This window comes from Paraburkholderia sp. CNPSo 3274, assembly GCF_024206475.1.
Taxonomy (GTDB): Bacteria; Pseudomonadota; Gammaproteobacteria; order Burkholderiales; family Burkholderiaceae; genus Paraburkholderia.
In genome coordinates this window covers 243,461-260,241 of the sequence record NZ_JAMBPR010000002.1, presented here as the reverse complement: position 1 = coordinate 260,241, position 16,781 = coordinate 243,461, and the positions used below count along the sequence as shown (strand labels likewise).

The following is a 16,781-nucleotide window of genomic DNA, read 5'->3' as shown; positions in this document are numbered from 1 at the left end:
CATAGCGAGCTGGTCCCACCCCTTCCCATCCCGAACAGGACCGTGAAACAGCTCCACGCCGATGATAGTGCGGATTGCCCGTGTGAAAGTAGGTAATCGTCAGGCTCCTTATGCTGTAACGTCCAGAACCCCGGTGTCTCCGAAAGAGAGCCGGGGTTCTGGCGTTTGGGCGCGTGGGAAATAAAAGGCAGAACGCGACACGCAATGCAGGAAACAGAAAAGCCGTCCTCTGGACGGCTTTTTGCGTTAACCCGCTTCCGCAAGCGCAGGCTTACTGCGTCGCCTTCTGCGCAGCTGCTGCGACCGCAGCGTCCTTCGCCGAAGCAACAACTTCTGTGACGTCCGCAAGCTGCTCTTGAGTCAGTTCTTCAAGCAGCGCCAGGTCGCGCTCGATGACTTGCGGAAGATGCGCGCGCAAGAATTCCACCCACGTCTTCGTTTTCGCGTCGACGAACTTGCGCGACGGATAGAGCGCGTACACGTTCGTCTTTTGCAGCTTGTGCTGCGGCAGCACGCGCACGAGCGTCCCGTTACGCAGTCCTTCAATTGCCGCGTAGACCGGCAGCATCCCAATCCCCATCCCCTCGCGTATTGCAACCGCGAGCGATTCCGCAATATTCACCTGCACCGGTCCGTCCACTTGCATCTCGACGCTGCCCTCGGGCCCCTCGAGCGTCCACTCATGCGCCGGGAACGCCGGCGATTTGAGAATCAGACAGTCGTGATGCGAGAGGTCGGCGGGTGTGCGCGGCGCACCGTGCGTATGCACATACCCAGGCGACGCGCACAGGATGCTGTACGTCGAACCAAGCTGGTGCGAAACGAGATCGGAATTCGGCAGCGATGACGCCGTGACCACCGAGACGTCGCTGCTGCCCTCGAAGAGATCCGGCATGCGTTGCGAGAGCGTCAGCTCGACGGTGACTTCGGGATGCAGCGCGCGATAGCGCGAAATCGCCGGCAGCACGTACTGCTGACCAATACTCGCGAAGCTGTGCATGCGCAGCGCCCCTGCTGGGCGTTCGTGTGCGCAGCTCGCTTCTTCTTCCGCGCTATCGACGTCCGCGAGAATCTGCGAGCAGCGCTTGAGATACCGCTCGCCGGCGGGCGTGAGCGCAAGCCGGCGTGTCGAGCGGTTGAGCAGACGCGTGCGCAAATGCGCTTCGAGTTCTGACACCGCGCGCGACATCGCGCCGGTGGTTGAATCCAGCGACTGAGCCGCAGCCGTGAAGCTGCCCGCTTCCACGACGCGAATGAACACCCGCATGTTTTGTAACGTATCCATCAGACCTTCTTGACCTTCTTGTTCGTTACCGAAACCATATTGTCCGCCTGACGGGGCGCGTCATTGTTGAGCGATCTGGAACAGAGGTTCCCCGCGCGTCCCATTAATGCGGCGCAATGACGCTCCTACAATCGGCCACTGTCTTCGAAACAGCCCGAGCGTTTGTCATGAGCCGCCAGCCTGCGATACATCGAGCGTTCGACTCGCGTCGGCGCGCGGAAATCATATGGCGCGCCGCCAGACGGGCGCTGCGCGACTGGCAGGCCAGCGACGGCGCGATCTGGATTCATCTGCTGAAAACGGTCGCGGCCGGCTTGCTCGCCATGGGCATCTCCATGCTGCTGGACCTGCCGCAGCCGCGCATCGCGATGACGACGGTGTTCGTCCTGATGCAGCCGCTCTCGGGCATGGTGTTCGCCAAGAGTTTTTATCGCATCGTCGGCACTGCGGTGGGAATGGTCGCGGCGGTGGTGCTGGGCGCCGTATTCGTCCAGCAGCCCGAGCTCTACATACTCGGGATGACGGGGTGGGTGGCCGCGTGTACGGCAGCCGCCATGAGGAATCGCCATTTTCGCTGGTACGGTTTCGTGCTCGCCGGCTATACGGCAGCGCTGATCGGCATTCCGCTCGTGATGCAGCCCAACGGTCTCTTTCTCGCCGCACTTGGCCGCGGCGCCGAAGTGGCCGTGGGCATTCTCTGCTCGGGCATGGTCAGCGCGGTGATCGTGCCCCGGCAGTCGGGCTCGCTGCTCGATCGCACCTTGCACTCACGCTATCGCAATTTTACTGCGTTCGCTTCGGCAGTGTTGGCCGGGCGGCTCGAAAGGGGCGCATTCGAAGGGCGATTTGCGAGTCTCGTCGACGATGTCGTCGGCTTCGAGGCCACGCGCGCTTTCTCATTTTTCGAAGATCCGACGATGCGCTCGCGCAGCGGCCTACTTTCGCGCCTGAATTCCGAATTCATGGATGCCTGCGCGCGGCTGCACGCGTTGCGCCAGTTGCTCAAAAGACTGCATTGGAGCGACGCCGCGATCGCACCGCTCGCTCCATACTTCGGCGAGCTTGCAGCGCTGCTCGCACAACGGCCGAGCCGCAACGAAAGCGATCGCGCCTATGCGCGCCGGCTTGCCGACGGGCTCGAAGCCTTCCAGCGCACGCTGCCCCGTCATGTGCGCGAGACGCGGCGGCCGCTCGAACATGCGCTACCCGATGCGCTGCCCGACTTCGACACGTCGGCCGAACTCATCTATCGCTTCACGACCGAGATCGTGCGCTACAGCCGCACGTGGGCATCGCTCATGGAGGCGCGGCCTGCGCAGGAGCCGCGCGCCGCGCGCTACGTTCCGCGCACGAGCTGGTACGTGGTGGCATTCACCTTCGTGCGCACCGCCGTGGTGGTGGTGGCGCTGGGCTGGTTCTGGGTCGAGACCGACTGGCCGAGTGGCGGCCTCGCGATGATCGCTGCCGCGCTCACGTGCGCGCTAACCTCGTCGGCGCCGAACGCGTCGCGCATGGCCGTGCAGATGGCGGTCGGCGCGGGCTTTGCCGCCGTGACGGGCTATCTCTTCACCTGCTACGTCTATCCCAATGTCGATGGCTTTCCGCTGCTCTGCGCGACACTCGTTCCGGTGCTCGCCATCGGCGCTTTTCTCGCCACACGCGCGCGCATAGCGGGCTATGGCGTCGGCTTCTCGGTGTTCTTCTGCCTGCTGGCTGGTCCGGACAACGTGATCGCCTACACGCCGGACCTGCTGATCAACAACGGCATCGCCGTCGTTGCCGCGATGCTGGTCGCTTCGCTCGCTTTCGCGGTGGTGTTTCCGCCGCACATGAACTGGCTCGTCGAGCGCATGTGCGTGTCGTTGCGCGGCCAGGTCGTGCTGGCTTGTCATGGGGAACTGGATGGCCTCGGGCAGCGCTTCCAGTCCGGTACGCACGATCTGATGCACCAGTTGAGGCTCTTGCTGAACGGGCGCCGCCAGGCGCACCGGCGCGCGCTGCGCTGGATGCTCGTGACGCTAGAAGTCGGGCACGCCGTGGTCGATCTGCGCAACGAGGCGCACGCGGCAGCCTGGCTCGATCTTCATGACGCGCGCTGGCCTGCGGTTCTCGCGCGCGTACAGGAGGACATCGCGCAACTTTTCGAGAGCCCGGACGGGATCGCGCTCGACCAAGCGCTCAACGCCGTGCGCGCCGCGACCTGGATCGCCCAGGAGGCGCTCGCCACTGTGCATCACGAGAGAGAAAGGCGGCACGAGGTGCAGCGGCTGTTGAGTCATCTGCACTTCATCCGTAGCGCGCTGCTCGACCGCGATGCGCCGCTCGGGCCGCTGGCGCGCCGCGCACGCCGCACGCGTGGGCCGCGGAGATCGCTGAAAACACAATGAAAAAGCAGGCCCGCGCGATCTTGCTGCAGTCTGGAAATATGCCTTCCACCCCGCCTCCTTAATCAATTCAACCCTGAGTCATATAGTCACATCACTGCTTCGCAGTACCCGTTAGCACTGGAGAGTAAAATGAAGTCCCTGAAGATCGCTGTTGTTGCCTGTTCGCTGTTTGCCGCCGCCGCTGCTTATGCACAGAACGAAGCACCGGCAGCGGGCGTCCCTCAGCAGGTCGCGCAGTCCGCTGCCCCGCAAGCAGCGCAAGCGCCCGCCCACCGCGAAATCGTAAAGCCGGCAAAGAAGGATGAATGCGTCGGCCCGGTCAGCTTCTGCAATATTTATTTCGGTAGCTGAGATCGAGAGCACGCCAGCCATGTGCAGGCGCACGCTGAAATCTTGTGCCGCGACGCCTTCAAATGGGCGCCGCGGCTTTGCGCATTGTGGCTGCACAAAACACTGCAATGGTGTTTTGTGAAACTCGCAGTGCACGACCGCCGATGCAAGACCTGAAAATAGGCACGAGGCGATCAGAGAGTTTGTGGAGACTTTGATGTACGAAGACCGTATTCGTTGTGCCGCCTTGCGCGGGAAAATCACTTCGGCTGCCGAGGCGGCCCAACTCGTGCGCAACGGCATGCGCGTTGGCGCGAGCGGCTTTACGCGCGCGGGCGACACGAAGGCCGTGCCAATCGAACTGGCGCGCCGTGCGCGCGAAGAGAAGGAGCCGTTGCGCATTACGCTGATGACGGGCGCCTCGCTCGGCCACGACGTCGATCGCATGCTGACCGAAGCGGGCGTGCTCGAGCGCCGTCTGCCGTTCCAGGTGGACGCGACGCTGCGCAAGGCGATCAACCGTGGCGAAGTGATGTTCGTCGACCAGCATCTTTCGGAAACCGTGGAGATGTTGCGCGCGAACCTGCTCGGCAAACTCGATCTCGCGATCATCGAAGCCGCCGCAATCACGGAAACCGGTGCGATCGTGCCCACCACGTCGGTCGGCAATTCGGCGAGCTTCGCGATTCTCGCGGAGAAGGTGATCGTCGAGATCAATCTCGCACAGCCGCTTGCGCTCGAAGGCCTGCACGACGTGTGGATTCCCGGCCGCCGCCCGCATCGCGATCCGCTGCCGATCGTACGCCCGCAGGACCGCGTGGGTACGACCGCCATCGAGATTCCGCCGGAGAAGATCGCCGCCATCGTCATCACGAACGAGGCGGACAGCCCCTCGACCGTGCTGCCCGCCGATGAAGAAACCGCACGCATTGCCGGCCACCTCATCGAATTCCTGCAGCACGAAGTGAAGCACGGCCGCATGAGCGCGCAACTGCCGCCGCTGCAGGCCGGCATCGGCACGATCGCGAACGCGGTGCTTTCGGGTTTCGTGGATTCACCGTTCGAAGCGCTTACGATGTACTCCGAAGTATTGCAGGACTCGACGTTCGATCTGATCGATTCCGGCAAGATGGTATTCGCCTCGGGCGCCTCGATGACGCTCTCCGCGCAACGCCAGGCTCAGGTGCTCGCTGAACTCGACCGCTATCGCGACAAGCTCGTGCTGCGTCCGCAGGAAGTGAGCAACCATCCCGAAGTAATTCGCCGCCTCGGCTTGATTGCGCTGAACACCGCGCTCGAATGCGACATCTACGGGAACGTGAATTCCACGCACGTGGGCGGCACGCACATGATGAACGGCATTGGCGGCTCGGGCGATTTCGCGCGCAATGCGTCGTGCGCGATCTTCGCGACCAAGGCGATTGCGAAGGACGGCCGCATTTCCAGCATCGTGCCGATGGTGCCGCACGTCGATCACAACGAGCACGACGTGGACGTAATCGTCACCGAGCAGGGCCTGGCCGATCTGCGCGGACTCGCGCCGCGCGAACGTGCGAACCTCGTGATCGAGCGTTGCGCGCATCCGCTCTATCGCGACCTGCTGCGCGACTACTATCGCGACGCACTCAAGATCGGCGGCCAGACGCCGCACGATCTCGCGCGCGCGTATGAAATGCATCTGCGCTTCAATCAAACGGGTTCGATGCTGCCCGAAGCGACGGGCGGACTCGTCGCGAATGCATAAGGCTCAAGGCCCAAGGCCCAAGGCACTCGCGATTCAGAGGCACACAAAACAAAACGGGAGCACCGGCAACGGTGCTCCCGTTTTTCATTGATACCGCGAGGTCGCTACGCTCGTCTAACCAGGCGGATGATGAAGAGCAGAATGACCGCGCCGACAATGGCGGTGATGATCGAGCTGATGATGCCGGCGCCGATATGAATGCCGAGCACACCGGCAAGCCAACCGCCGATGAACGCGCCGACAATGCCGACGATGATATCGACGAACAATCCGAAGCCGCCGCCTTTGACGAGAACGCCAGCGAGCCAGCCTGCGATTGCGCCGATGATGAGCCAGGCAATGATGCCGTGTTGCATATGAATAGACTCCCCTTGTTGGCGTGAAAGAATCACGGTGAATGGAGCTTAGTCCAAGGGCGAATAGGCGTCCATGAAACGCGGCCAGAATTGACAGTTCTTGAAAACCGCCGCCGATAGTTTTAAAAAGCGCAATGAATTAGAAATGCATTCGTAAGGAATGCCGGCCGATGCAGTATGCAAGCCTCATTCGGGCGCGATTTCGGGTTCCGCGGCGGTCCAGCTCACACTGGAGACGCCTTTCTCCATGCTCAGGCGGCTCGCCATGAGTTCCAGCTTCGGCTGGTACTTCGGATGCAGGCGCATCGTTGCCGTCACGCGCAGGCGCGGCGGATCGCCGGCCAGGTCCTCGCTCGTGAGGCTTTGAAATGAAAGCGGCGTGGAGTACAAAGAATTCGAAAGCAACGTGCGGATATGGATTTCGTCCTCTTCGCGGCAAACCACCATAAGCACGTAAGCGCGCACGAGATCCGCATTCGAAACGGGCGACGCGTTGATGATGCGGCTTACCTCGCGCAGCACGGTATTCGTGAGCAGCACGACGGCGGTGCCGGCCACCGCCGGGCCGTAATGGCCCGCTCCGCACAGCACGCCTACGGCCGCCGAGCACCATAGCGTCGCCGCGGTATTGATGCCCTGAATCGAGCCCTTCTCGCGCATGATGACGCCGCCGCCCAGAAAGCCCACGCCAGAGACGACATAGGCCGCGATTTGTGTCACGCCGGTCGAGCCATTGCCGGTCAGCACGCCGAGCGTGACGAACAAACATGCGCCGCTTGCCACGAGCGTGATCGTGCGCAGACCGGCCGTGCGTTGGCGAATCTGGCGTTCGAGGCCGATGGCGACGCCGCAGGCGAACGCCGCGAGAAGGCGCAGGGCGAATTCGAGAGTCATCGTTTTGTCATGAAAGCGCGGGGCGGCCGCATGTCATGCGGCTCTCGCGCAAGGCGTCGCGGGGTATTGCAGTACGCCCCGGCGGCTCGTGGATCATACGCGGGACGGGGCTTTGCGCCAAGCTGTCCGCGCTGTCATGTTCGAGTCAGGATCAGGCCACGGCTCGTGGGCGAAACTGGTTTCATTCGTATGGAAATGGGAAGGCAGGCCGAATGAACGGGAGTTTCTGATGGATACGCTGCGCAATATGCGGGTCTTCGTGCGAGTGGTGGAGTCCGGCAGCTTCACGCGCGCTGCGGCGAGCGAAACGATGACGACCGCGCAGGTCTCGCGGGCGGTCACCGACCTGGAGTCGCGGCTGCGCACGCGGCTTCTGAACCGGACCACGCGGCGCATGTCGCTGACCGAAGCGGGCGAGCGCTACTTTCAGAGCTGCAAGCGCATTCTCGCCGACATCGAGCAGGCTGAGGCCGAAGCTGCCGCTGCGCAGGCGAATCCCGCAGGCAAACTGCGCGTGTACGGCGGCACGAGTTTCGGGCAGCACTATGTCATGCCGCTCATCGCGCGTTATCAGCAGCATTTGCCGGAGGTCTCGGTCGATCTCACCATCGCGCAGCAGATGCCCGACATCATCGAGGAGGGCTTCGACGTGGCGGTCGTGGTGGCCGCCGAACTCGAGGACTCCGCGCTGATCTCCCAGCATCTGGGCAGCACCGCTGCGATTCTTTGCGCATCGCCTGCGTATTTGCGCATGCGCGGCGAGCCGCGATCGTTCGACGACCTCGAGGCGCATACCTGTCTGCATTTGACCGATGCGAGCCTGCCCGCTGGCCAATGGGTTTCCGAGGGGCCTCTTGGCGAGACCTTCCGGCATACGGGCGTGACGCCGTTCCAGGTGAACAATCCCGAAGCGCTTGCGCTCGCCATACGCGAAGGCATGGGCATCGGCCCGCTGCCGGTGCCGGTGGCGCTGCCCGGTCTCGCCGACGGCACGCTGGTGCGCGTGCTGCCCACGCACACCCTGCAAAAGCTCAACATCTACGCGCTGTACGCTTCGCGCCGCTATCTGGACGCGAAGATCCGCACCTTCGTCGAGTTTCTGCGTGAGAAGGTGCCGTTCGTCCTTGCCGAGCAGGAGGCCGCGCTCGCCACATGCGACGAGCCGCTTCGCGAGGTGGATGCACACGCGGGCCCTCGAGGTACGCGTGCGCGTAGCGGTCGCAGTCACAACACGCACGACCTGGAGCGCCTGCGTCTTGTGAACTGAAGCAGTTAAAGAAGTATTCGCGAAGCGCGAGTCTGTTACGGCGCGTTTCGCGGCTGCGGATTTCAAGCGCTTCGCGACGCTACAGCGGCGGTCTATCTGCGTTCCCGCGCGCTTTCGCGCGTCTCGCGCGTTGCCTGTCAATTTCGCCATATTGGCGCCAGCGACCTGCCACCGCCATTGCCTATGATGCGGCACCCGCTGGATGAATGCGTCCTCGTCTCAACCCCTCGCCTGAGTTGTCCGAAACACTGACATGTGGATTGTCAATCTCGCGCTGAAGCGACCGTACACGTTCATCGTGATGGCCATCCTGATCGTGCTGGCCACGCCGTTCGTACTCATGTCGATGGCCACCGACGTGCTGCCGAACATCAACATCCCGGTCATCAGCATCATCTGGTCGTACAACGGCTTTTCCGCGAAGGACATGGCCGATCGCATCACCTCGGTCAACGAGCGCAGCCTCACGACCACGGTGAGCAATATCGAGCACATCGAGTCGCAGTCGCTGCCCGGCATCGCCATCATCAAGCTGTTCCTGCAGCCGGGCGCGAGCCTGCAAACCGCGATCGCGCAGGCCGTCGCATCGGAACAGGCGCAGGTGAAGCAGATGCCGCCCGGCGCTACGCCACCGCTCGTCATCAGCTATTCGGCTTCGAGCATTCCGGTGATCCAGCTCGGCCTTTCCAGCAAGTCGATGAGCGAGCAGGCGCTCGCCGACGTCGCGATGAACTTCCTGCGCCCGCAACTCATTACGATTCCCGGCGCGCAGGTGCCTTACCCGTATGGCGGCAAGACGCGTGTGATCTCCGTGGATCTCGATACGCGCGCGCTGATTTCAAAGGGCCTCACGCCCGCCGATATCGTCAATGCAGTCAACACGCAGAACCTCATTTTGCCGACGGGCACGGCCAAGCTCGGGCAAACCGAATATCGTGTGGACACCAATGCATCGCCCGATACGCTTGCCGGGCTAAACCGCATTCCCGTGCAGACGGTGAACGGCGCGACCACCTATCTGGGCGACGTGGCGCACGTGCGTGACGGCTTCACGCCGCAGACCAACGTCGTGCGCCAGGACGGCCAGCGCGGCGTGCTGATGTCGATCCTCAAGAGCGGCGACGCATCGACGCTGCAGGTGGTAGGCGCGCTCAAGGACCTGCTGCCGAAGGCGCGCGACACGCTGCCCGCCGATCTCGTCGTCAAGCCGCTCTTCGACCAGTCCGTATTCGTTTCCGCCGCAGTGCAGGGCGTGGTGCGCGAAGCGCTCATTGCGGCCGTGCTCACGGCGGCGATGATCCTGCTCTTTCTCGGCAACTGGCGCAGCACGCTCATCATCGCGGTGTCGATTCCGTTGTCGATTCTGTCCTCGATCATCGCCCTCTATGCGCTTGGCGAGACCATCAACATCATGACGCTCGGCGGCCTCGCGCTCGCTGTCGGCATACTGGTTGACGACGCCACGGTCACAATCGAAAACATCGAACGACACCTGCATCTGGGCGCGAAACTGCACGACGGCATTCTCGAAGGCGCGGGCGAGATCGCGGTGCCCGCACTCGTCTCGACGCTGTGTATCTGTATCGTGTTCGTGCCGATGTTCTTCCTCACCGGCGTGGCGCGCTTTCTGTTCGTGCCGCTCGCGGAAGCCGTGGTGTTCGCGATGATCGCGTCGTACATCCTCTCGCGCACGCTGGTACCGACGCTCGCCATGCTGCTCTTCGAGGGCCACGATCCCACCGCGCATGCGCAGCGCGCTCAAGGCTCGCTCTTCGCGCGCATACACTGGCGCTTCAATCATGCGTTCGAGCGCGTGCGCGCCAATTACATCGCGCTATTGAGCCTGCTGCTCTCGCGTCGCAAGCTTTTCGGGGGCACCTTCCTCGCGTTTTGCCTGCTTTCGCTCGTCCTCGTGTTCTTCCTTGGCCGCGACTTCTTTCCCTCGGTCGATGCGGGGAATATTCGTTTGCATATGCGTGCGCCAACGGGCTTTCGCATCGAGGAAACCGCACGCCTTGCCGACCAGGTGGAGCAGGTGGTTCGCGAAGTCGTACCGCCCGATCAACTCGAAACGATTGTCGACAACCTCGGGCTTCCGTATAGCGGTATCAATCTTTCGTACAGCAACGCGGGGACGATGGGCACGCTCGACGGCGAAATCCAGATCGCGCTGAAGCCCGATCACGATCCCTCGCGCATTTATATCGACAAGCTGCGGACGTTGCTGCCGCAACGTTTTCCGGGCGTCGAGTTTTTCTTCCAGCCCGCGGACATCATCACGCAGATTCTCAACTTCGGTCAGCCCGCGGCGATCGACGTGCAGGTAGTGGGCGCGAATTTGAACCAGGACATGGCGCTGGCGAGCACGCTGCTCAAGCAGGTGCGGCAACTGCCGGGCGCTGTCGATGCGCACATCGAGCAGCGTAACGACGAGCCCGCGCTCACGCTCGCCATGGATCGCACGCGCATGCAGCAGTTGAACCTGAGTCCGCAAAACGTTGCGCAGGACGTGCTGATCGCGCTCTCGGGCAGCACGCAGACCTCGCCTGCGTTCTGGGTGAGCCCGCAAAACGGCGTGGAATATCCGCTCACGGTGCAAACGCCGCAGTATCGCGAAACCTCGATGAACGAGGTGATGGGCACGCCCGTTTCGGCGCGCAGCACGAACCCCAATGCGCCGCTGCAACTCGTGAGCAACCTCGTGCAGCTCAGGCCGCACGAGGGGCCGGCCATCGTCACGCACTACAACATCCGTCCCGTGATCGACCTGCTCGTGAGCGTGGAGGGCAGCGATCTGGGCTCCGTGGGCGTGAACATCAACGACATCATCAGGCATGTGCAGGCGCATGCGCCGCGCGGCACGACGATCACCATGCGCGGCCAGATCGGCACGATGCGCTCGTCGTACGTGGGTCTGGGCGTTGGCATTGCGATGGCGGTGGTGCTCGTGTATTTGCTGATCGTCGTGAACTTCCAGTCGTGGGCCGATCCGCTCATCATCATCAGCGCGCTGCCCGCCGCGCTCGCGGGCATTGCGTGGATGCTGTTCATCACCGGCACGCACCTGAGCGTGCCTGCGCTCACCGGCGCGATCATGACCGTGGGCGTCGCGACCGCGAACAGTATTCTCGTGGTTTCGTTCGCGCGGCAGCGTCTTGCCGCTGGCGCGGCGCCGCTCGCCGCGGCGCTCGAAGCGGGCGCCACCCGCATGCGCCCCGTGCTGATGACGGCGTTCGCCATGATGATCGGCATGGTGCCGATGGCGCTCGGCCTCGGCGAAGGCGCGGAGCAGAATGCGCCGCTCGGGCGCGCGGTGATCGGCGGCTTGCTGTTCGCTACGGTCTCCACGCTATTGTTCGTACCCCTGATGTTTGCGACCGTGCATACCCGGATCGCCCACCGCGCCGCCGCGAAGCGCGAGCGCGCGGCGCAGCGCCGCGGTACACGAGGCGATACCCGTTGAGTCACTATGGCCGAAGACATGAACGAACCTCACCACCATTCATCTCTCGACATCACCGTGGGCGGCGAGCAGGGCATGGACCTGCCGGCGCGCGGCCAGGCGGGCAAGCGTGCACGCTTTGCGGTGATCGTGGTCGCGCTGCTGCTGGCTGCGGGCACCACGCGCACGATCGTGTCGAACCTCATGAACGCCCACCATCTCGCCGACGTCACGAAGCAGAACGCGAAGCAGTACGTGAGCGTCGTGCAACCGGTGGCCGCGGGCGCGGACGGCCGCATCGTGCTGCCGGGCACGCTGCGCGGCTTTGTCGAAGCGCCGATCTACTCGCGCGCGAACGGCTACGTGCGGCGCTGGTACGCCGATATCGGCACGCACGTGCAACAAGGGCAGTTGCTCGCGGAGATCGATACGCCCGAGATCGATCAGGAACTCGCACAGGCGCAGGCGCAGCGCGATCAGGCCGCCTCGACGCTCGCGCTCGCGAAGACCTCGTTCGATCGCGCGCAGCAATTGCGCCAGCGCGACGCGGTCTCGCAGCAGGAACTCGACGACCGCCAGGGCGCATTCAACACGGACCAGGCGAATCTTGCCGCCGCCGATGCGAACGTGCGCCGCCTCACGGAGATGAAGTCGTTCCAGCGCATCGTCGCGCCGATCACGGGCATCATCACGCAGCGCAACGTCGATATCGGCGATCTCGTGAACGCGGGCAACGGCGGAGCGGGTCATGCGCTCTTTTCGATCGCGCAGTCCGACCCGCTGCGCCTCTACCTCGACGTGCCGCAGACCTACGCGCAGCAGGTGGCGGTCGGCCAGCACGTGAGCGTGACCGAGCAGGAACTGCCGGGCGTGACGTTCGACGGCACCGTCACGCGCACGGCTCAGGCCATCAACGTGGCCACGCGCACGCTGGAGGCCGAAATCTCGCTGCCCAATCACGACGGCAAGCTGCTGCCCGGCGCATACGTGCAGGCCGCCTTGCAGACCGACGCGAAGGGCTTGCTCACGGTGCCCGGCAACACGCTGCTGTTCCGCGCGGAGGGCCCGCGCCTTGCCGTCGTCGATGCGGATGGCAAAGTCAAGCTCAAGGCGGTGGAAATCGCGCAGGACCTCGGGCAGACGCTCGAAATCAGCCGCGGGCTGGAGCCGACCGATCGCGTCGTGCTCAACCCGAGCGACTCGATCGCGGATGGCGACAGCGTTGTCGTGGTCGCGCCGAACAAGACCGAAGCGGCGCGCGAAGCCGCCAAGCGGAGCGCGACGTGACGATGCGGCAAAACACGCTGCAACGGCCGTTCGCCTACGTCACGGCGCTAGGCGCGCTCGGTCTCGCGGCTTGCACCGTGGGCCCTGACTATCACGCGCCGCAAACGCAAAGCCCCGTGGCCTGGCGCGTCGATTCCGCCGATTCATACTGGCACGCGGCGCAGCCTTCGCATGCGCCGCTCGATCCGCAGTGGTGGAAGGCTTTCGACAACGTCGAACTCGACGGTCTGGAAACCGCGGCGCTCGCCGAGAACCAGACGCTGCGCGTGGCCGCCGCGCACTATGCGCAGGCACGCGCGACGCTTGCTTCGGTGTCGTCGCAGCAAAGCCCGCAGGTCGGGCTCGATGCGGGCCTCGCGCGCGAGCGCATTTCCGCGAACCGGCCGCTCACGAACTACGCGACGCCCAACACCTCGACCGTGCAGAACCAGGTCGCGGTCGGCGCGACCGTGAGCTACGAGCTGGATCTGTTCGGGCGCATCCGGCGCATGGTGGAGTCGGCGCAGGCGTCGACGCAGCAGGCCGGCGACGATCTCGCCAACGCGCGCCTCGTGCTCACCGCCGAACTCGCCACCGACTATTTCGCCATGCGCGAACTCGACAGCGAGATCGACGTGGTGAACCGCTCAGCGCAACTGCAGCAAAAGGCGCTCGATTTCGTGACCGCGCAGCACGATCTCGGCGCGGTTTCCGGTCTGGAACTGCTGCAGCAAAAAGCCCAGCTAGCGGCGACGCAAACCCAGGTGCATCTGCTCGAAAACCAGCGGCAGCAGGAGCAGAACGCCATTGCCGTGCTGGTCGGCAAGCCCGCGCCCGAATTCACGATTGCGCAGAAGGTCACGCCGCTGCCGGTGCCGGCGCTTCCCACCGGGCTGCCGAGCGAGTTGCTGCAGCGGCGGCCCGACGTGGCCTCAGCCGAGCGCGCGATGGCCGCGGCCAATGCGCAGATCGGCGTGGCGCGCTCCGCGTACTTTCCGGACATCACGCTTTCGCCCACTTTTGGCTGGGAATCGACGCGCTTTGGCGGCCTTTTTTCCGTGCCGAGCCTCATGTGGTCGGTGGGCGCGACGGCCAGCGAGGTGCTGTTCGACGGCGGCAAGCGCGCGGCGGGCGTGGATTTCGCGCAGGCCGGCTACGAGTCGACGCAGGCGTCTTATCGTCAGACCGTGCTCACCGCGTTCCAGGAGGTGCAAAATGCGGTAACGGGTCTTTCGGTGCTGGAACGCGCATCGACCGATGGCCAGTCGGCCGTGGACGACGCACGCAAGTCCTTCGATCTCGCCAACGACCGCTATCAGGGCGGCCTCGTGGCGTTCATCGACGTGCTCAACGCGGAGCAACAGTTGCTTGCCAGCGAGCGCCAGGAAGTGCAGATTCACGGCCAGCAGGTCGCCACGGTGGTCTTTCTCGCGAAGGCACTGGGCGGCGGCTGGAGCGCGGACGATCGCGAGATGGCATGCAGCGCGGGCACCTGCCGCGAAGTGCCGAAGGCCGAGGGCAGAAGTTGATTCGCATGCAAGGGCTGAAAGCGGGGCATACAAGAGGGCTTGAGCGAGCCCGGCACCAGGGTCTATAAAAGCGCGCAACGGCGCTCACGTGCCGCGTCGGCCGGAACCGCCAGGGCAGCGCGCAAAGAGGAGGGCGGGCATGAAAGTATTGGTAATCGAAGACGAGCGCAAGGTCGTGGACTACTTGCGTAGCGGACTCACGGAGCAGGGCTGGGTCGTGGACGTCGCCATGGACGGCGAGGAAGGCGCGTGGATGGCCACGGAATACGACTTCGACGTGATCGTGCTCGACGTCATGCTGCCGAAGCTCGACGGCTTCGGCGTGCTGCGCGCCGTGCGCACGAAGAAGGACACGCCGGTCATCATGCTGACGGCGCGCGACCGTGTGGACGACCGCGTTCACGGCCTGCGCGACGGCGCCGACGACTATCTCACGAAGCCGTTCTCGTTCCTCGAACTCGTCGAGCGGCTGCGCGCGCTCACGCGGCGCGCACGCACGCAGGAATCCACGCTGATTTCGGTGGGCGATCTGCAGGTGGATCTCATCAGCCGCCGCGCGACGCGCGACGGTGTGCGCCTCGATCTCACGGCGAAGGAATTCCAGTTGCTTTCGGTGCTCGCGCGGCGGCGCGGCGAGATTCTCTCCAAGACGCTCATCACCGAACTGGTCTGGGACGTGAATTTCGAAAGCAATGCGAACGTGGTGGAAACGGCGATCAAGCGCCTGCGCGCCAAGCTCGACGGCCCGCACGCGGCGAAACTGCTGCACACCATACGCGGCATGGGCTACGTGCTCGAAGTGCGCGAGGAAGGAGGCCAGACGTCATGAAACGCTCGATCTCGCTGCGGCTCTCGGCGATGTTCGCAGCGGTGTCGCTCATCGTATTCACGCTCACGGGCGCGGGCCTCTTCTTCCTGATGCAGCGTCAGCTTTTCAACGAGCTGCGCGAAACGCTCGACACGCGCGCGCGCATTGCGAGCCTGATCATTTCGCACGCACCGGACGTGCAGAAGTGGGCCTTCGTGCAGGAAAAGCTGCGCGACCTCTCGCCCGCGGATAGCCGCATGCATTACTACGTCGAAGGCCCTGATCCGCGCTTTCGCTTCGGTACGCCCATCGTCGGCAAGATCACCGGTGACGTGGGCCCGAATCACGTGCTCGTGCGCCCGCCGGGTTGCAGCTACGACATCATCACGACGACCTTTATCGTGCCCGCGAGCGGTGACCGGCCCCAGGTGAAACTCGTGGTCGGCAGCGACTGCGTGCGCACCGAAGGCATGCTGCGGCGCTTTGGCATTGCGCTCGGCGTGCTGATCGCGCTGTCCACCATCGCGGTCGCGCTGCTGAGCCGCGCGGTAACGCGCTTCGGACTTGCGCCGCTCACGCGCCTCTCGCGCGAGGCCTCTCAGTTGAGCCCGTCGAACCGACGCCAGCGTCTGCATTCGGACGAACTGCCCGAGGAGTTGCACGAGCTCGCCACGTCGTTCAATGGCGCGCTCGAACGTCTCGACAAGGCCTACGAGCGCCTCGAATCGTTCAACGCCGATGTGGCGCATGAGCTGCGCACACCGGTGAGCATCCTGATCGGCCAGACCCAGGTGGCGCTCACGCGCGACCGTTCGGTCGAGCAGCTGCAACAGACGCTGCAATCGAATCTTGAGGAATTCGAACGATTGCGCGTGATCGTGAACGACATGTTGTTCCTCTCGCGCAGCGATCGCGGCGAACGCGCGACGGACCTCACGGAAGTGTCCTTGCGCGCGGAGATCGAACGCATGCTCGATTTTCTGGAAATGCCGCTGGAAGAGGCGCAACTGCGCGTGGAAGTGCAAGGCGACGCGCGCGCATGGGTGAATACGTCGCTGATCGGCCGCGCCGTGAGCAATCTGTTCGTCAACGCGATCCAGCATTCGCAGCCCGGCACGACGCTGCGCGCCACGGTCGCGCCGCAGAACGGTCACGTCGAGATCGCCGTTTCGAATCCCGGCGAGCCGCTCGACCCGGTCACACGCGAGCATATTTTCGACCGCTTCTACCGCATTCAGGAGGCGCGTTCGAACAGCCACGAAAATCACGGGCTCGGGCTTTCGATCGTCAAGGCCGTGGCGGAAATGCACGGCGGCACGGTGTTCGTGCGCAGTGCAGACGGCGTCAACACGTTCGGGTTTTCGGTGGCCGTGGACGGCGCTGGCGCGCCCGAAGCGCCCGTTGCCGGTATCTCACGTCAGGGCCGCGCCGGCTTGCCGCTGCACGTCTCACCCTGATGCTGGCCTGAAGCTG

General features: G+C 64.1%; 12 protein-coding genes and 1 rRNA gene. 10 read left to right on the top strand and 3 right to left on the bottom strand.

The window, feature by feature from the left end; all coding sequences use genetic code 11:
- Positions 1–105: ribosomal RNA gene (rrf, locus tag M3I54_RS02270) — 5S ribosomal RNA — on the top strand; the annotation flags it as partial.
- 166 nt (positions 106–271) lie between these two features.
- On the opposite strand, the gene M3I54_RS02265 is transcribed toward rrf, so the two are convergent.
- Positions 272–1,285 (bottom strand): LysR family transcriptional regulator, encoded by a 1,014-nt coding sequence (locus M3I54_RS02265; protein WP_254332674.1) that lies wholly within the window; start codon positions 1,283–1,285, stop codon positions 272–274.
- A gap of 167 nt (positions 1,286–1,452) precedes the next feature.
- Here M3I54_RS02265 and M3I54_RS02260 point away from each other — a divergent pair, with 167 nt between their 5' ends.
- The 3 genes from M3I54_RS02260 (at position 1,453) to M3I54_RS02250 (ending at position 5,746) form a co-directional block, all read left to right on the top strand.
- Positions 1,453–3,672 (top strand): FUSC family protein, encoded by a 2,220-nt coding sequence (locus tag M3I54_RS02260; protein WP_254332673.1) that lies wholly within the window; start codon positions 1,453–1,455, stop codon positions 3,670–3,672.
- Between the two features lie 129 nt (positions 3,673–3,801).
- Positions 3,802–4,023 (top strand): hypothetical protein, encoded by a 222-nt coding sequence (locus M3I54_RS02255; RefSeq protein WP_254332672.1) that lies wholly within the window; start codon positions 3,802–3,804, stop codon positions 4,021–4,023.
- A 196-nt stretch (positions 4,024–4,219) separates the two neighbouring features.
- Positions 4,220–5,746, top strand: coding sequence for an acetyl-CoA hydrolase/transferase family protein (locus M3I54_RS02250; protein WP_254332670.1), 1,527 nt, complete (start codon positions 4,220–4,222; stop codon positions 5,744–5,746).
- A gap of 104 nt (positions 5,747–5,850) precedes the next feature.
- Here the strand turns inward: M3I54_RS02250 and M3I54_RS02245 are convergent, their stop codons facing one another.
- Positions 5,851–6,102, bottom strand: coding sequence for a GlsB/YeaQ/YmgE family stress response membrane protein (locus M3I54_RS02245; RefSeq protein WP_042265070.1), 252 nt, complete (start codon positions 6,100–6,102; stop codon positions 5,851–5,853).
- Positions 6,103–6,288: 186 nt separating this feature from the next.
- The gene (locus M3I54_RS02240) at positions 6,289–6,996 is read right to left on the bottom strand and encodes an MgtC/SapB family protein (RefSeq protein ID WP_254332668.1); all 708 of its coding nucleotides are present in this window, start codon (positions 6,994–6,996) and stop codon (positions 6,289–6,291) included.
- Between the two features lie 229 nt (positions 6,997–7,225).
- Between M3I54_RS02240 and M3I54_RS02235 the strand changes: the two genes are divergently transcribed.
- The 6 genes from M3I54_RS02235 (at position 7,226) to M3I54_RS02210 (ending at position 16,765) form a co-directional block, all read left to right on the top strand.
- Positions 7,226–8,263, top strand: a complete 1,038-nt coding sequence (locus tag M3I54_RS02235; RefSeq protein WP_254332666.1) for a LysR family transcriptional regulator — start codon at positions 7,226–7,228, stop codon at positions 8,261–8,263.
- A 253-nt stretch (positions 8,264–8,516) separates the two neighbouring features.
- Positions 8,517–11,726: an efflux RND transporter permease subunit gene (locus M3I54_RS02230; protein WP_254332664.1), complete on the top strand. Its 3,210-nt coding sequence runs from the start codon at positions 8,517–8,519 to the stop codon at positions 11,724–11,726.
- Positions 11,727–11,744: 18 nt separating this feature from the next.
- The gene (locus M3I54_RS02225; RefSeq protein WP_254332663.1) at positions 11,745–12,992 is read left to right on the top strand and encodes an efflux RND transporter periplasmic adaptor subunit; all 1,248 of its coding nucleotides are present in this window, start codon (positions 11,745–11,747) and stop codon (positions 12,990–12,992) included.
- Positions 12,993–12,994: 2 nt separating this feature from the next.
- Positions 12,995–14,500 carry an efflux transporter outer membrane subunit gene (locus M3I54_RS02220; RefSeq protein WP_254332708.1) on the top strand — a complete coding sequence of 502 codons (1,506 nt, stop codon included), beginning with the start codon at positions 12,995–12,997 and terminating at the stop codon, positions 14,498–14,500.
- Positions 14,501–14,639: 139 nt separating this feature from the next.
- On the top strand, positions 14,640–15,329 hold the full coding sequence (locus M3I54_RS02215; protein ID WP_042265081.1) for a heavy metal response regulator transcription factor: 690 nt from the start codon (positions 14,640–14,642) through the stop codon (positions 15,327–15,329).
- On the top strand, positions 15,326–16,765 hold the full coding sequence (locus tag M3I54_RS02210; protein ID WP_254332662.1) for a heavy metal sensor histidine kinase: 1,440 nt from the start codon (positions 15,326–15,328) through the stop codon (positions 16,763–16,765). The genes M3I54_RS02215 and M3I54_RS02210 overlap by 4 nt, the downstream gene beginning before the upstream one ends.
- Positions 16,766–16,781 lie beyond the last annotated feature (16 nt).

Excerpts from the sequence above, each read along its gene's own strand:
- M3I54_RS02265 (WP_254332674.1), bottom strand. The coding sequence starts at position 1,285 with ATGGATACGTTACAAAACATGCGGGTGTTCATTCGCGTCGTGGAAGCG.
- M3I54_RS02255 (WP_254332672.1), top strand. The coding sequence starts at position 3,802 with ATGAAGTCCCTGAAGATCGCTGTTGTTGCCTGTTCGCTGTTTGCCGCC.
- M3I54_RS02215 (WP_042265081.1), top strand. The coding sequence starts at position 14,640 with ATGAAAGTATTGGTAATCGAAGACGAGCGCAAGGTCGTGGACTACTTG.
- M3I54_RS02240 (WP_254332668.1), bottom strand. The coding sequence starts at position 6,996 with ATGACTCTCGAATTCGCCCTGCGCCTTCTCGCGGCGTTCGCCTGCGGC.
- M3I54_RS02225 (WP_254332663.1), top strand. The coding sequence starts at position 11,745 with ATGAACGAACCTCACCACCATTCATCTCTCGACATCACCGTGGGCGGC.
- M3I54_RS02235 (WP_254332666.1), top strand. The coding sequence starts at position 7,226 with ATGGATACGCTGCGCAATATGCGGGTCTTCGTGCGAGTGGTGGAGTCC.
- M3I54_RS02250 (WP_254332670.1), top strand. The coding sequence starts at position 4,220 with ATGTACGAAGACCGTATTCGTTGTGCCGCCTTGCGCGGGAAAATCACT.
- M3I54_RS02260 (WP_254332673.1), top strand. The coding sequence starts at position 1,453 with ATGAGCCGCCAGCCTGCGATACATCGAGCGTTCGACTCGCGTCGGCGC.
- M3I54_RS02220 (WP_254332708.1), top strand. The coding sequence starts at position 12,995 with ATGCGGCAAAACACGCTGCAACGGCCGTTCGCCTACGTCACGGCGCTA.
- M3I54_RS02230 (WP_254332664.1), top strand. The coding sequence starts at position 8,517 with ATGTGGATTGTCAATCTCGCGCTGAAGCGACCGTACACGTTCATCGTG.
- M3I54_RS02210 (WP_254332662.1), top strand. The coding sequence starts at position 15,326 with ATGAAACGCTCGATCTCGCTGCGGCTCTCGGCGATGTTCGCAGCGGTG.
- M3I54_RS02245 (WP_042265070.1), bottom strand. The coding sequence starts at position 6,102 with ATGCAACACGGCATCATTGCCTGGCTCATCATCGGCGCAATCGCAGGC.